The 15,557-nt window shown below is 34.7% G+C and carries 15 protein-coding genes; 13 read left to right on the top strand and 2 right to left on the bottom strand.

Annotation, left to right across the window (positions count from 1 at the left end; all coding sequences use genetic code 11):
* Window positions 1-6 precede the first annotated feature (6 nt).
* From NST60_RS04620 to NST60_RS04595, 6 genes are all read left to right on the top strand, one after another.
* Window positions 7-456, top strand: coding sequence for a transcriptional regulator GutM (locus tag NST60_RS04620; RefSeq protein ID WP_169188124.1), 450 nt, complete (start codon window positions 7-9; stop codon window positions 454-456).
* Window positions 457-691: 235 nt separating this feature from the next.
* A complete protein-coding gene (srlA, locus tag NST60_RS04615) occupies window positions 692-1,243 on the top strand; it encodes a PTS glucitol/sorbitol transporter subunit IIC (RefSeq protein ID WP_169188125.1) in 552 nt (183 codons plus the stop codon).
* A gap of 16 nt (window positions 1,244-1,259) precedes the next feature.
* Window positions 1,260-2,282 (top strand): PTS glucitol/sorbitol transporter subunit IIB, encoded by a 1,023-nt coding sequence (gene srlE / locus NST60_RS04610; RefSeq protein WP_212118936.1) that lies wholly within the window; start codon window positions 1,260-1,262, stop codon window positions 2,280-2,282.
* Window positions 2,283-2,326: 44 nt separating this feature from the next.
* Window positions 2,327-2,719: a PTS glucitol/sorbitol transporter subunit IIA gene (locus tag NST60_RS04605; RefSeq protein ID WP_224427407.1), complete on the top strand. Its 393-nt coding sequence runs from the start codon at window positions 2,327-2,329 to the stop codon at window positions 2,717-2,719.
* Window positions 2,720-2,979: 260 nt separating this feature from the next.
* Window positions 2,980-3,654: a transaldolase family protein gene (locus tag NST60_RS04600; RefSeq protein ID WP_341098258.1), complete on the top strand. Its 675-nt coding sequence runs from the start codon at window positions 2,980-2,982 to the stop codon at window positions 3,652-3,654.
* A gap of 5 nt (window positions 3,655-3,659) precedes the next feature.
* Window positions 3,660-4,436 (top strand): Cof-type HAD-IIB family hydrolase, encoded by a 777-nt coding sequence (locus tag NST60_RS04595; protein ID WP_341098257.1) that lies wholly within the window; start codon window positions 3,660-3,662, stop codon window positions 4,434-4,436.
* A 58-nt stretch (window positions 4,437-4,494) separates the two neighbouring features.
* Here the strand turns inward: NST60_RS04595 and NST60_RS04590 are convergent, their stop codons facing one another.
* Entirely contained in the window at window positions 4,495-4,902 is a 408-nt protein-coding gene (locus tag NST60_RS04590; RefSeq protein ID WP_016204636.1) for a hypothetical protein, read from the bottom strand.
* Between the two features lie 489 nt (window positions 4,903-5,391).
* On the opposite strand from NST60_RS04590, the gene NST60_RS04585 reads away from it, so the two are divergent.
* The 5 genes from NST60_RS04585 to NST60_RS04565 all read left to right on the top strand — a co-directional run bounded on the left by NST60_RS04585 (window position 5,392) and on the right by NST60_RS04565 (window position 10,530).
* On the top strand, window positions 5,392-6,330 hold the full coding sequence (locus tag NST60_RS04585) for a beta-ketoacyl-ACP synthase III (protein WP_341098256.1): 939 nt from the start codon (window positions 5,392-5,394) through the stop codon (window positions 6,328-6,330).
* A 66-nt stretch (window positions 6,331-6,396) separates the two neighbouring features.
* Complete coding sequence (gene fabF, locus NST60_RS04580) at window positions 6,397-7,638, top strand: beta-ketoacyl-ACP synthase II (RefSeq protein WP_212118942.1); 1,242 nt, start codon at window positions 6,397-6,399, stop codon at window positions 7,636-7,638.
* Between the two features lie 258 nt (window positions 7,639-7,896).
* Window positions 7,897-8,319, top strand: a complete 423-nt coding sequence (locus tag NST60_RS04575) for a Fur family transcriptional regulator (protein WP_016204639.1) — start codon at window positions 7,897-7,899, stop codon at window positions 8,317-8,319.
* Between the two features lie 387 nt (window positions 8,320-8,706).
* Window positions 8,707-9,462: a DUF2268 domain-containing protein gene (locus tag NST60_RS04570; RefSeq protein ID WP_224427406.1), complete on the top strand. Its 756-nt coding sequence runs from the start codon at window positions 8,707-8,709 to the stop codon at window positions 9,460-9,462.
* Between the two features lie 321 nt (window positions 9,463-9,783).
* On the top strand, window positions 9,784-10,530 hold the full coding sequence (locus NST60_RS04565; RefSeq protein WP_016204642.1) for a YjbA family protein: 747 nt from the start codon (window positions 9,784-9,786) through the stop codon (window positions 10,528-10,530).
* Between the two features lie 306 nt (window positions 10,531-10,836).
* Here the strand turns inward: NST60_RS04565 and trpS are convergent, their stop codons facing one another.
* The gene (trpS, locus tag NST60_RS04560; protein ID WP_341099794.1) at window positions 10,837-11,826 is read right to left on the bottom strand and encodes a tryptophan--tRNA ligase; all 990 of its coding nucleotides are present in this window, start codon (window positions 11,824-11,826) and stop codon (window positions 10,837-10,839) included.
* A gap of 979 nt (window positions 11,827-12,805) precedes the next feature.
* On the opposite strand from trpS, the gene NST60_RS04555 reads away from it, so the two are divergent.
* Window positions 12,806-14,422 carry a peptide ABC transporter substrate-binding protein gene (locus NST60_RS04555; protein WP_016204644.1) on the top strand — a complete coding sequence of 539 codons (1,617 nt, stop codon included), beginning with the start codon at window positions 12,806-12,808 and terminating at the stop codon, window positions 14,420-14,422.
* Between the two features lie 198 nt (window positions 14,423-14,620).
* The gene (locus tag NST60_RS04550; protein ID WP_169188129.1) at window positions 14,621-15,556 is read left to right on the top strand and encodes an ABC transporter permease; all 936 of its coding nucleotides are present in this window, start codon (window positions 14,621-14,623) and stop codon (window positions 15,554-15,556) included.
* The last annotated feature ends 1 nt before the right edge of the window (window position 15,557 follow it).

Genomic DNA, 15,557 nt, shown 5'->3' with positions numbered 1-15,557 from the left:
GAAAGAATGGAACTAATTATTTTGATGCTTTTAATAGCAGGAGCATTTGTTATTCAAATGGGGTTAGGATTTTTACAGATTAAACATTTTACAAAGGGCTATTCGGAACTAAGAAGAATGGGGAAAGTAGCTATTGGCAAGAAACCTGGTCGAATTAAAGCGGGGACAATCGTCTTATTTGCAATCAACAATAATGGAAGAATCCTTGCCGCAAAAAAAATGCAAGGAGTAACTGTCATGGCGAAGTTTCGTGATTTGCCAGGTTTTCTTGATAAAAATATTAGAAATTTAAAAGAAGAAGATTTAAAGCATTGCAACAAATTATTAAGGGATGCAATTTTAGATGCTTCCAATAATTATAAAATTATTATGAGTGGCGGCGTAGTGCCGGAAAAAGATAGTTTCTTTAAAAGAATGATGATACGTGCAGAAAATGCAGTTTCATTTAAAAAATAGGCTGTTTTCGTAAAGTTTGTTGCTATGACCTGCAGCCTGAATACACTCCGCTTTCCGTGGGGCTCGCGCTGAGCCGCGGTCTGCCTTTGGCCTGCAGGGTCTCAGGTTGTCTCGCTAATCCCACAGGAGTCTACGTGTATTCAGGCTGCTCAGATTTCCTCATTAATTGATTTTTTCTATTGAGAAAGCAACAATCTTATAGAAAACAGCCAAAAAATAAGAAGAGGTGGATTTCATGGATTATATCATTAAGTTTGCTGAAGGGTTTAGAAATTTATTTGATACAGGAGCAGAGACCTTTATTTCATGGATGACAGGCATTGTACCAGTTGTTTTGTTATTACTAGTAGCGATGAATACAATCATCCAATTAATTGGTGAAGATCGCATCAATCGATTAGCGTCGGCATCTTCAAAAAATCCCTTATTAAGATACTTAGTTTTGCCATTATTAGGAACATTCATGCTAGGGAATCCGATGGGCTTATCTTTAGGAAGATTTTTACCAGAGAAGTATAAACCTAGTTATTATGCATCTGCTTCTTATTTCTGTCACACAAGTAATGGATTATTTCCTCACATTAATCCAGGCGAACTATTTATTTTTCTAGGAATTGCAGCAGGTATTGAACAATTAGGATTTAGTACGGCAGATCTAGCAGTTAGATATTTCCTTGTTGGAATAGTAATGAACTTCTTTGCAGGCTGGATCACTGATTTTACAACAAAAATGGTAGAAAAACAGCAAGGAATCAAACTAAGTTCCGAAGTAAAATTAAATCATTAAAATGGGGGATTCCATTATGGCACAATATCGAACAATAAAAATAAAAAAAGGAAATGGTGGATTTGGTGGTCCATTAATTGTTACACCAACGGAGCAACGAAATAAAATTGTGTATATTACTGGTGGAGGAGCAAAACCAGATATTGTAGATAGAATTGCGGAATTAACTGGTGCTGAGCCAGTAAATGGATTTAAAACATCTGTACCAGATGAGCAAATTGCAATTGCTATTATAGATTGCGGCGGGACATTAAGATGTGGTATTTATCCACAAAAGAGAATCCCAACGATTAATATTATGCCTACTGGTAAAAGTGGACCTTTGGCAAAATTTATTACAGAAGACATCTATGTATCTGCAGTAGGATTAAATCAAATTGAACTTGTAGAAGAGGAAGCTTTATTAGAAAATGCTAGTGCTGTAGAAAAGGAAGAGGACACTCCTAAGAAAGAGTATAAATATAGTTCAGATAAAAAAATCTCTCAAACCTTGGCTGAAAATCAAAAACAAGGACTGCTTACCAAAATAGGTCTTGGCGCTGGTAAAGTTATTAGTACTTTTTATCAGGCTGGTCGTGAAGCAGTTCAAACATTAATAAACACCATTATCCCATTTATGGCCTTTGTCTCTTTATTAATTGGTATTATTCAAGGATCAGGAGTCGGAAACCTATTTGCTAAATTAATGTCACCGTTAGCGGGAAATATTATTGGTCTATTATTAATCGGATTTATTTGTTCCCTGCCGTTTCTTTCTCCTTTATTAGGACCTGGAGCAGTAATTGCACAAATTATTGGAACTTTGATTGGTGTTGAAATTGGAAAAGGAAATATCCCGCCAAATTTAGCATTGCCAGCCGTTTTTGCAATTAATACTCAATGTGCTGCTGATTTTATTCCAGTTGGGTTAGGCTTAGCAGAGGCAGAAGCAGAAACAGTTGAAGTAGGCGTACCGTCAGTACTCTACTCTAGGTTCTTAATAGGTGTACCACGAGTGTTTGTGGCTTGGTTAGCAAGTTTTGGATTATATAGTAATTAAGAATATGGAAAGTTGTAAGCGATAAAAACAATGAATGGAGGCGAATGGCATTATTCAATATGCCGAACAGGATGAAAACAATTTACGAAAACACAATTAATAGCATAGGGCCATTAGCCACAACTTTTTTAGAGGAAAAAATGATTATTCTTTTTGGGGATGGAGCACCTCAAGAATTAGCAGAGTTTTGCTATGGGATTGAAATAGTTGATGTAGAGGATAGTATCAAACCAGGTCAGAAATTATTAATAAATAATGAATCATTTGAAATTACCTCTGTAGGTGAAATTGTAGAACGAAACTTAACATCTATCGGCCATATTACGATCCGGTTTGATGGATCAACTAACCCTGAATTACCTGGTACTCTTTATATAGAAGATAAAGAAATGCCAGTTTTTGAAATTGGTACTAAGTTGAAAATAGTTTCAAAATAAGAACAAAATGATAGGAGACTTCCAACTCGTTTTTTAATCCTTGCATGAAGTTAGCTAAATTGTTGCATGATTAGATCGTTAAAGGGAATCTCCTATTGTAATTTTTAAATGTTTTATCCACACTTAACAGGCAGTAAGAACCCCACCTCATGCTGAAGAATATCGAGGAAGTTAGGTGTGGAAACTCTTCAGGCTACAAGTTACGGTAACCAGAAAAAACTTTACGAAAACATTCTATTTATAAAGGGGGAATTTACTTCATGAGACTTTATATTGATTCAGCAAATCTTACCCAAATTGAAAGAATAAATGAATATTATCCTATTTCGGGTGTAACAACAAACCCTTCTATTCTCGTAAAAGAGAAAATGCATTATACTCAATCGCTTCAAGAGATTCGAAAGATAATAGGAGAAGAAAAGGAACTTTTTATCCAAGTTATTGCAGATAGTGCTAGTGAAATAGTAGAGGAAGCTGAATATTTCCAGGAGTTGATTCCAGGGAAAAACATTATAAAAATTCCAGTTACACAGGAAGGAATAAAAGCAATAAAACAATTAACCTCCAAAAATATTCCAACGTTAGCTACTACCATTTATACACCATTTCAAGCATTGATAGCTGCTAATGCAGGAGCAAAATATGTGGCTCCTTATGTTAATCGAATCGATGATTTATCAGGAGATGGAATCCGAGTAGTAAGTGATATTATTCATTTATTTACTATTCATAAAATCAGTACTGAAGTATTGGCAGCAAGTTTTAAAAACGTAAACCAAGTTTATCAAGCCTGTTTATCTGGAGCACATTCAGTGACTGTAGCTCCAGAAATAATCGAAAAGTTAATTGCTTTTCCAGCAACTCAAAGAGATGTGAAAGTATTTCAAAGTCAATGGAACGAAGCGTACGGTAATGAAATTGGAAAGGAGTGGTAACAAGTATGGAAACAAACCAGATTGTTTTTTTTGATTTAGATGGAACGCTTCTAACAAGCGAGCTTAAAGTGTCCGAAAGTTCAATAGAGGCAATAAAAAAGCTAAAAGAAAAAGGGATTGAGCCTATTATAGCAACAGGGCGAACTTTAATGGAAATTGGCTATATTTTAGAAGCGACGGGCATCAATTCAGTTGTTGCGATGAATGGACAGTATGTAATGTATAAGGGAACTGTCATTTATGAAAATCCATTAGAGGTAAGAAAGGTTAAAGAACTGCACTTAGAGGCAATAAAAAATAGGCATGAAATGGCCTTTTATAATGCTGCAAAGATAAGTGTTACGAGTGAGGGCTCTACTCTAATCAGGAAAAATTATGAAAGAGTAGGGGGGGAATATCCTCCGATAAATAAAGGCTTGTACGATCAAGAGGCTATTCATCTAATGTTAATCTTCTGTGAACCTGGTGAAGAAACCTTTTACCAAGAGAAATTTCCAAATTTTCAGTTTATAAGAAATTCACCTTATGGATGTGATATCTATCCGGCTGGTAAGTCAAAGGCTACAGGTATAGAGTATTTACTTTCGCATGTAAATTGTTCTGTAGAAAATACATATGCATTTGGAGATGGATTAAATGATTTAGAAATGTTTGAGCTAGTAAAATATCCAGTTGCAATGGGAAATGCTTTTGACATTGTTAAAAAGTCAGCCACTTATGTTACAACAAGTAATAATGAAGATGGTATTGCAAATGGATTACGATTATGTGGAATTATATGAGCCTTTAAATCCTCTATAAAAAAGGGGTGGATTAACAAGCAATCACATTGTTATTTGGTTAATCCATCCATTTTTTTATGAAGGGAGTTATCTTTTTGAAAATCGGTTTTAAATCATTAGCAGATGTCATAAACATATCTACATTTTTCATAAGAAGCTCAAGGTCAATTTGATTTATGAAATTTGCAATGGCATCGAAATTTTCGTTTTCTTCTTTTTCTTCCACTTGATTTATATCTCCGCCGCCGCCCCTTCCTAGAATCCAATTATCTCCTTTCATTCTTCTATTGTAGGAAGGCTTCTCATCGCTTAGTCGTTCATGGTCTATCTTTTCATTTTTTCTTATGGAACGACTGTTTGTACCAAACATAAACAGGGAGAAGTGATCAATTTCTTTTTCTTCCTCCTCTGTTGTCACATCTACTTTTTCCTTTTCATCGTAGAATTCATCATTATAATCCTCCACTATATTTCCTCCTATTACACAATCTTCGCGTTATGTTCTTAATATGCTATGAAAAATATCGGGAAATGCTTAGACCAATATAATAGAAAGTGAAATATGTTGCAAAAGGGTGGAGGAATTTGATAAAATTAGTACCAAGTCATAATAATTGATAATAATATATTACTGTAATAAGACTGTTTTTTCTCTTTTCTTGTAAGTCCATAATGATAAAATTAGGGTAAACTAAAAGAATCACTATTGGATTTATTTTCGGCTTAAGATCTACTAGTAGCCAGCCTATACTCCTTGCTTGTATGCAGGCTGCGGATAAAGTGAAACTTCCAATAAGCTTGAGGGGGGAGTTTTACTGTCCGTTAAGAGTGGGGTAAATTAGCTTATTTAACGAGAGTTTATGAAAAAGACTGTTCATATAGCTTTTTTATGCAAATAACAGTCAAAAAGAAACACATACCGGATAAACCGGTGACTATAAAGGAGCTGAAAGCTTTGGGTACAGGAATAATTGGTATTGGCCGTGAACTTCCAGAGAAAATTTTAACAAACTTTGATTTAGAAAAAATGGTCGATACAAATGATGAATGGATTAGAACAAGAACTGGTATACAAGAACGAAGAATTGCAGATGACAATACAAATACATCTGATATTGCATTAGCTGCGGCCAAGAAAGCAATTGCTGATGCTGATATTCATCCAGAAGATATCGATATGATTATGGTTGCAACTGTTACACCTGATCAATCATTTCCTTCTGTTGCATGTATGATTCAAGAAAAGTTAGGGGCTAAAAAAGCCGCTGCCATGGATTTAAGTGCTGCCTGCGCAGGATTTATGTATGGGATGGTAACAGCGAAGCAATTTATTGATACAGGTGTATATAAATATGTGTTAGTAGTTGGCGTAGAGAAGCTGTCCAAAATAACAAACTGGGAAGACCGTAATACTGCTGTTCTTTTTGGAGATGGAGCTGGAGCTGCTGTACTAGGTAAAGTTTCAGAAGGAAGAGGAATTCTTTCTTTTGAATTAGGAGCAGATGGTTCTGGTGGAAAACATCTTTATTTAGATGATGAAGACTATATTTATATGAATGGAAGAGAAGTCTTTAAATTTGCAGTTCGTCAAATGGGTGAAAGCAGTGAAAATGTTTTAGTAAAAGCAGGATTATCTAAGGAAGATGTAGATTTCCTTATACCACACCAAGCGAATATTCGCATAATGGAAGCGTCTAGACAAAGATTGAATTTACCAGAAGAGAAACTTTCTAAAACGGTTCATAAATATGGAAATACAAGTGCAGCGTCTATTCCAATTTCATTAGTGGAAGAACTAGAAGCAGGCAAAATTAAAGAAGATGATGTGCTTGTAATGGTCGGTTTCGGTGGAGGCTTGACTTGGGGCGCAATTGCTATGCGTTGGGGAAAATAATAAATTTCTTCCTATAAAATAGAACATACTTTAAATTTGATGCTATATAGAAAAGGAGAATAGGTCATGAGTACGAATAAAAGAGTAGTTGTTACTGGAATTGGGGCTGTAACGCCACTTGGTAATGATGCAATAACTACCTGGGAAAATATTGTTGCTGGAGTTTCAGGAATTGGACCATTAACAAGAATTAATGCTGATGAATATCCAGCAAAAGTAGCTGCAGAAGTGAAGGAATTTAATCCAGAAGATTTTATGGATAAAAAAGATGCAAGAAAAATGGATCGCTTTACACAATATGCGCTTGCAGCTTCTTTGATGGCTGTTAAAGATGCTGATTTACAAATCACGGATGAAAATGCACCACGTGTGGGAGTATGGATTGGCTCTGGTATTGGTGGAATGGAAACATTCGAAAATCAATATGAAAACTTCCAAAAAAGAGGGTATAAACGAGTAAGTCCTTTCTTTGTACCAATGTTAATTCCGGATATGGCATCTGGACAAGTTTCAATAACATTAGGAGCAAGAGGCGTAAATTCTTGTACTGTTACTGCATGTGCAACTGGAACAAACTCAATCGGAGATGCGTTTAAAGTTATTCAGCGTGGAGATGCTGATGCAATGATTACTGGTGGCGCAGAAGCACCTATTACAAAGATGTCTGTTGCTGGTTTCTGTGCGAATACTGCCTTATCTTTCAATCCAGATCCGAAAACAGCAAGCAGACCATTTGATGCAAATCGTGATGGCTTTGTTATTGGAGAGGGAGCAGGAATTGTTGTACTTGAAGAATTAGAACATGCTTTAGCAAGAGGCGCTAAAATTTATGCAGAAATAGTTGGATATGGTTCAACTGGAGACGCTTATCATATTACTTCACCTGCACCAGGTGGCGAAGGTGGAGCAAGAGCAATGAAGATGGCAATTAATGATGCTGGACTTGCACCAGAAGATGTTTCTTATATTAATGCACATGGTACAAGTACTGCATATAACGATAAGTTCGAAACAATGGCTGTAAAAGAAGTATTTGGAGATTATGCTTATAAAGTTCCAATGAGTTCTACAAAATCAATGACTGGTCACTTATTAGGTGCAGCAGGTGGAATTGAGGCTATTTTTAGTGTATTGGCAATAAGAGATAGTATCTTACCACCAACTATTAATTTTGAAACGGCAGATCCCGATTGTGACCTAGATTATGTAATTAATACCCATAGAAAACAAGAAGTAAATGTAGCGATGAGTAATTCTCTAGGCTTCGGTGGCCATAACGCTACAATAGTATTTAAGAAATATCAATAATTATAAAAGAAAAAGGCATTTATTAAACTGTTAGAATCTGTCATATCCTATAGGCAGATTCTAACAGTTTTTTTTCTTTAAAACCTTTATTTATAATTATTTTAAATTAATATTGACTATTATTATAAAGTGTATATAATTAAAACTATAATTCTATTATTTAACGTAGACAAGCCGGATTTGATTATCATATTGAGAAAACGCTTTCTTTTTAAGGTGGGCAGTATAAAGGGATATTACAGAGAAAGGAAGAACTCTATGCTGAGTATAGAAAAGGCTAAAAACCTATTGAAAGAAAAAAATGTCCGTTTAACGCCACAAAGGCTAGAATTAATTAATATACTTTCTAAAGATAATAAGCATTGGACAGTAGATGAAATTTATCATGTACTAAATGAGAATATGCCATCAGTAAGTATTACGACTGTCTATAATAACGTTCATTTATTCACGGAATTGCAGTTGTTAAAAGAGATACAATTTGGAGAAGGCTTAAGTAAATATGAATGGAAAAAAGAGGAACATTATCATATTGTCTGTAGTGATTGTGGAGAGATAGTAGATATTTGGTATCCTACATTAAGGGAGGTAGAAGCATTTGCGAAATCCATATCTAAATTCATTATCAGCTCCCATAGTCTCCAATTTTATGGAACCTGTCAGCAGTGTTCAAAAGCATAAAAGAAAAAAGGAAATTATTTGTTTAGAGTGTAAACAACCAATAAAAAAATTGAAGCACTCGATCATTTGTGGGTGTGGAAGCAGGATTATGAAAGATTCACATAAATAAAAATTAGATAGTAAGATAACTTGTTTTTTCTCATCATTAACAGAAATCGTTGCTTATTAAGAAAGGGATATACAAAGAAGAACTCGAAATGAGGCTCTTCTTTGTATATCCCTTTTTTAATATCATAGGAAAGTTGAGCTGAAGTTTACTAGGTGCTTGCGATTTTCTAAATAGGAAATGAAGTTTTTGTAAGGTGATGATAGTTATGGAACCAATAAATTAAGTATCCATATACTGATAAATGATTAGGATAAAATGAATTAAAAGGGGAAATATTGGTGGGGGTAATCGAAACAAGTAAATGGTTAGAGGATGACTTTTATGAGCCAACTTCTATATGTGAACATTTTAAAGCAACATTTAATGGAGATAAAACTCAAAATATATATCGATATCTAATGGAATTTGGAATGTATAAGCCATCAAGACGTTCAAAGCAAACATTTGAAAAAATGAAAGAACTAGATACATGGAATAAAATAGACCGATTTTTTAAAAAGTATAAGAAAAAATGGAATGGACCAGATGTACCTATATATATTTTTCCCTTTCAGGCTTCCTGGAGAGGAGATGAAAATAAATCCGGTGTATCGTTTCCAAATCAACTTTTCTTGTTTATTGGAGAAGTAGAAAATGATAAGGAGCTAGAAGCCCTTTTTATCCACGAATACCATCATGTTTGCCGAATTCATCATCAAAAAAAAGATATTGAGAATTATACATTACTAGATTCTATTATCATGGAAGGATTAGCTGAGCTTGCCGTTAAGGAAAACTGTGGAGAAGCATATAATGCCAACTGGTGTCACTTATATGAAGAGGATAAAATAAAGAAATTTTGGGGTAAAGAGCTAAAGGAGCATCTAGATGTAAAAAAAACAGAAGAGATACATGATCAATTATTGTATGGATATGGACGCTATCCACGAATGATTGGTTATAATACAGGCTTCTATCTAGTTAATACTTATCATTCTCAAAAAAAAATAGCAGAAAAAATGCACTTTACAATAAAAAGCGAAGCATTTTTATAAAGAAAATTTCTATTAGCGGGGGGACTTACTGCGCGTTAAGTGGGGATAAGAAATTTTTTAAGGCGAGCGTTGAACCTGCTCGTCTATTGCATCTTATTTGAAAAACAAAGAGGAATCTCTTTTACTGGGATAACCAGACTGAAAAAATAGTCATAAAAGTAGTATGAAAAAGACATGTAAGCGAAAGTTTGTACATATTATGATAGTAAGTTATTTTCAAAATTAATGGAGGATTAAAAATAATCCTTTGAAAATAGGAATAAATTTACTACGCTCTGCCAATACTTATGGACAAACAGTTGTTGAAGTGAGGGATAAAATATGCAGTATCTTCATGATGTTTGGGTAAATTGGTTTGAAGGGGAAGAAAACGGATATAATGTTTGTCACTTTCATGAATGGAGAAAAGATGATGGTGTTGAATTATTGGATCAAGTTCCGCTATTGAAAGTAGACTCATGTTTATACAATTACATAGAAAATGATTTAGCGGAAATACCACGACAATTATTAGAAGAAATTTATCAAAAGGCATATCTACGAAAAAATCATGAACGAATTCAATTAGATTATTGTTTTGTAGTTTCTGATGGAATTGGTCTTTTAGTAGTAGATACAATAGGTTATTCTGTACCAATTAGGAAGAGCCGAATGATACCTAGACAAGAACAGTTGGCCTATGAACTGCTTGAAAATCAAGAAACTATTTATTATAACTTTCAAAACAACGAAGAAAAGAAAGAATTCCATATTTTATCACCTGAGCCGCATGTGATGAATGGATTAACAAGAAAAGAAAGACAATTAAAGCAATTATTGTTTATGGCGCTAGATCAACTATATTCGTCTGAAAATGTGGCAGAAGTTCGCTATTGGTATACGGAATGGAGTCCGGAACGTTATTTTGAGATTCAGCATTTAAATTTTGAACATGCATGGAATGAACTATTTGAGTGTACAAAATACGGTTGGTCGAATAAGCATGAGCAGTTTTGTGAGAATATTATAAAAGGTCAGCCGTTTTTTGAAAAACTATGGGAAATGGAGCATGGTCCGAAAGTAAATTAAGAGTAGTCGTTTTACAAAATTAATAGGAATGAAAAAGCCCGATGAATTTTCATCGGGTTTTAGAACTGTAGAAAAACTTCTTGAAATTTGAAATTTTTGCCTATGGTCTTCTTTATATTGCCTTTTCTAATAGGGATGTTGCTTTCCGCTTCAGGGGTTCACTTTCCATGGAGCTCGCGCTAATCCCACAGGAGTCTCACCCCTTCCACTTCAAGCATTTTAAAAAAGTTCATTTAACTTTTTTAAAATGCTTTTGTCGACAACCAGAAATGATGGAGTCATCCATCGTTTCTATAAGAGCGGATATTAACGGCGTTTACGACCTAATCCCATCGCATTTTCCATTTTTTTAATCATTTTACCTGCGACTTTATTTGCCTTTGCTGCGCCTTCATCTAAAATGTCATCTAATTCAGTCGAATTCATTAGCTCGTTGTATTTTTCTTGAATTGGTTTTAATGCATCAACTACAACATTCGCTAAGTCTGTTTTAAAGTCTCCATAGCCTTTACCTTCGTATTTGGCTTCCAGACTTGGAATACTTTCCTCAGAAAGGATAGAGTAAATAGATAATAAATTGGACACGCCTGGCTTGTTTTCTCGGTCAAATTTAACTATACCTTCTGAGTCTGTAACAGCGCTTTTGATTTTCTTAATAATTTGGGCTGGTTCGTCCAACAAAGTGATAGTTGCTTTATTATTTGTATCGGATTTACTCATTTTTTTTGTAGGATCTTGTAAGGACATGATTCTTGCCCCCACTTTTGGAATGCGCACTTCTGGAATTGTCAGAATGTCATTGTATTTTTTATTAAAACGTTCGGCAAGATCACGAGTTAATTCAAGATGTTGCTTTTGGTCTTCTCCAACTGGAACGATATCTGTACTATATAAAAGAATATCTGCAGCCATTAATGGTGGGTATGTTAATAAAGCGGCAGACACAGCATCTTTGCCAGTTGATTTGTCTTTGAACTGTGTCATTCTCTCTAATTCGCCGATATAAGAGACACATTGCATCAACCAAGCTCCTTGAGCATGGGCAGGAACTTCAGATTGAATAAATAAAGTAGCTTTTTGGGGATCAATACCCACAGCTAAGTAAAGGGCAGCTAAGCTACGAGTGTTATTTCTAAGTACCAGCCGGTCTTGCGGTACTGTTATAGCATGCTGATCCACAATACAGAAGAAACAATTGTATTCGTCTTGCAACTCCACAAATTGGCTTAATGCACCAATATAATTTCCTAATGTGATAGTTCCACTAGGTTGAATTCCAGAAAAGATAGTTTTCATCATTACTTCCTCCAATATGTATTCTAGACACAGGATTAGGTGGCAGATGCATCTAATCAAGTGATTCATTCTATTTAATAGGCCTTTTTACTAGCTATGTTAATCTGCAAAAGAAAGACAATATCTTCCCAAAACAACGCTTTCTTCGAGCAAATACAAAAATCACTTTTTAAAATAGAATCTAGAAACTTAATTATAATTATTATTATAACCATTTTAGCATGATTAGTTGATATTCAAAGGCTGTTTTATTAAAGATTGTCGATTTTAATAAAAAAATAGGGATTCTTTTGTCGGTATCTTTTAGGGAAAAGAGTAAGAGTTGGATAAATCAGTGAGTGAAAATAAAATAATGAAGTAGAAAGTGTATTCTTCTAATTGTGATAATTCGGATATATTTATATTAATATAATTATTCTGTAGATTTTTATATTTCAGATTTGTTTTTATTCTACAAAATTCTACAAAATTCTTGCGTAATAAATATTCCGATTATATAATTGTCATTACGAATGGATTAGGTAGTGATATTTCAGATTATTTAAAACAAGTAAGAATACATAATGAATAGAATGAACGAAATAATTATTTTTGTATAACATTATATAGGTTTTATTAACGTTTTTTATTTTGTTCGGCAAATAGTTATTTATTTAAAAGGCTGTTTTCTAAAGGATTGTTGTTTTTTCAATAGGAAAAAAGAATTAATAGGAAAATTGGAGCAGCCGGAATACACGAAGACGCCACGGGGATTAGCGAGACAGCCTGAGACCCCGGAGGCGAAGCTGAGGAGGCTTAAGCTTAGCCCCACGGAAAGCGAAGTGTATTCCGGCTGCGGGTAATCGCAACAAACTTTACGAAAACAGCCATTTAAAATAACTGACTATTTAGGAAATGATTACTTGTGTATTCTGAGGTTTAGAATGGGAAAGCTATTTTCGAAGTTCCATTTGAGGAAAATTATTTAGGGGGTAATTACATGAGAAAAAGAATGCTTGTACTAATGAGCTTAGTGCTAATACTAAGTGCTTTTCTTGCTGCATGTGGTAATGACAAAGGTGGTAGTGATAAATCATCATCACAAAACTTACGTCTGAATATCGTTTCAGAGCCACCAACATTACATCCAGCATTAGCTACAGATTCAACATCAGGTGGTGTGTTAATTCAAACATTTGAAGGATTAACACGTATTGATAAAGATGGTGTTCCTCAGCCTGCTATGGCAGAAGATATCCAAGTTTCGGATGATCAATTAACCTATACATTCAAAATTCGTGAAGATGCTACATGGACAAATGGTGATCCAGTAACAGCTGAAGATTTTGAATATGCTTGGAAATGGGCAATTGACCCTCAAAATCAATCTCAATATGCATATCAACTATATTCCATAAAAGGTGCGGAAGCAGCAAATAATGGTGAAGGCAGTCTTGATGATGTGGCTGTTAAAGTTGTGAACGAAAAAACATTAGAAGTGACATTAGTAAATCCTACACCTTATTTCTTGCAACTATTAGCTTTTTATACTTATTTCCCAGTTAATAAAAATGTCGCAGAAGCAAATCCAGATTGGTATAAAGATGCTGGAGATGACTATGTTACAAATGGTCCATTCAAAATGACAGAGTGGAATCATAGTGAATCGATCCTTCTAGAAAAGAATGAAGACTATTGGGATGCTGACACAGTTAAATTAGAGACAGTAGAAATGTCAATGGTGGAAGAGCCAACAACCGAACTAAGTATGTTTGATAACGATGAGTTAGATTGGGCTGGCTTACCATTTGGAGCATTACCTACCGATTCCATTAAAGCATTGAAAGACAATGGGGACCTAAATGTGAAAGCAATCGCAGGTACTTATTGGTATAAATTTAATACAGAAGAAAAGCCATTTAACAATGAAAATATTCGCAAAGCATTAACATATGCGATTGATCGTAAAGCAATTGTTGAGCAAATTACACAAGGTGGACAAATTCCAGCTATGGCAGTTGTTCCTCCAACAATGTTCTCAGAAAACGAAAAAGGTTACTTTAAAGATAATGATATCGAAGCAGCAAAAGCCGCTCTTGAAAAAGGGTTGAAAGAAGAAGGCTATGCAAGTGTAAAAGATTTACCAAAAATCACTTTATCTTACAATACAAGTGAAGCACATGCGAAGATTGCACAAGCAGTACAAGATATGTGGAAGAAGAATCTTGGAATCGACGTAGAATTAGATAACGAAGAATGGCAAGTATATTTAGAAAAAATTGATTCTGGTGACTATCAAATTGGACGTATGTCATGGTCTGGTGACTATAATGACGCATTTAATTTCCTAGAGCTTTACCGTGATGCAAACGGTGGAAATAACGACACTGGTTGGGAAAACCCAGAATACAAAGAACTTCTTATTGCTTCACAAAAAGAAACAGATGAGGCGAAGCGTAAACAGTTATTACAAGATGCAGAAGCTATTCTTATGAACGAACTTCCAATTGCGCCAGTTTATTTCTATACAAACACATGGGTGCAAAAAGAGAACCTGAAAGATGTAGTAATTTCAGGCTTAGGAGAAGCTCAGTTAAAATGGGCACATTTTGAATAATTAAGGGAATGGCTTAATTATTCAATCATGTTTAAGAAAGGTGCGTACTTTCGGATAATCCGGACCTTTTTAGGATGTACAAGCCAAAGAGATAAAAGAGGCTGTCTTATTTAACGAGTGATACTTCGTATTCTCGTTCCCTAAGGCATCCTCTTGCTTTCTATTCGCATTGTTTTAGAAAAAAATGGAGGTAAAACCATGATTAAGTACTTGACAAAACGTTTGCTGTTTATGGCAATATCCTTATGGTTAATCATTACAGCAACGTTTTTCTTCATGAGAATGGCACCGGGTAACCCATTTACATCGGAAAAGAAAATGCCACCTGCAATCGAAGCAAATTTAAATGCCCATTATGGTCTTGATCAGCCTTGGTATGTTCAATATGGAGAATATTTGCTACGTGTAGTTCAATGGGATTTTGGTCCATCTTTTAAATATAAGAGCCAAACTGTTAATCAATTAATTAATGAAGGGTTTCCCGTTTCATTAGTATTGGGATTAGAAGCAATATTCATTGCTTTAGCAATTGGTGTTACCTTAGGAGTAATCGCGGCATTAAGACATAATAAATGGCAAGATTACTTAGCGATGATTGTTGCTGTATTAGGAATTTCGGTTCCATCTTTTATAATGGCCGCTTTTTTACAATATATTTTTGCAATGAAACTAGGCATTTTCCCTGTAGCTAGATGGGGGACTTTTATGCAAAGTGTTCTACCAGCAGTGGCTCTAGCAGCAGGTCCTACAGCTTTTATTGCCCGTTTAACTAGATCTTCTATGTTAGAAGTATTAAGCAATGACTATATTAAAACAGCAAAAGCAAAAGGGATTAGCGGTTTTAATATTACAGTGAAGCATGCCATCCGTAATGCGATCCTTCCAGTTGTTTCTTACATGGGTCCATTATCTGCGGGAATTGTTACAGGTAGTTTTGTAATAGAGAAAATCTTCGGGATTCCTGGTCTTGGATCACAGTTCGTAAAAAGCATAAACAACCGTGATTATACAGCGATTATGGGAGTAACTGTTTTTTATAGTATTATCCTGTTAGTATCTGTTCTTCTTGTCGACTTGTTGTACGGATTAATAGATCCTCGAATAAAACTATCGAGCGGGAAGAAAGGAGCGTAAA

The sequence above is a fragment of the Niallia sp. FSL W8-1348 genome (assembly GCF_038006745.1).
Taxonomy (GTDB): Bacteria; Bacillota; Bacilli; order Bacillales; family Cytobacillaceae; genus Niallia; species Niallia alba.
Note: the sequence above shows the minus strand (reverse complement) of the source record. Positions and strands in the feature narration are given on the sequence as shown.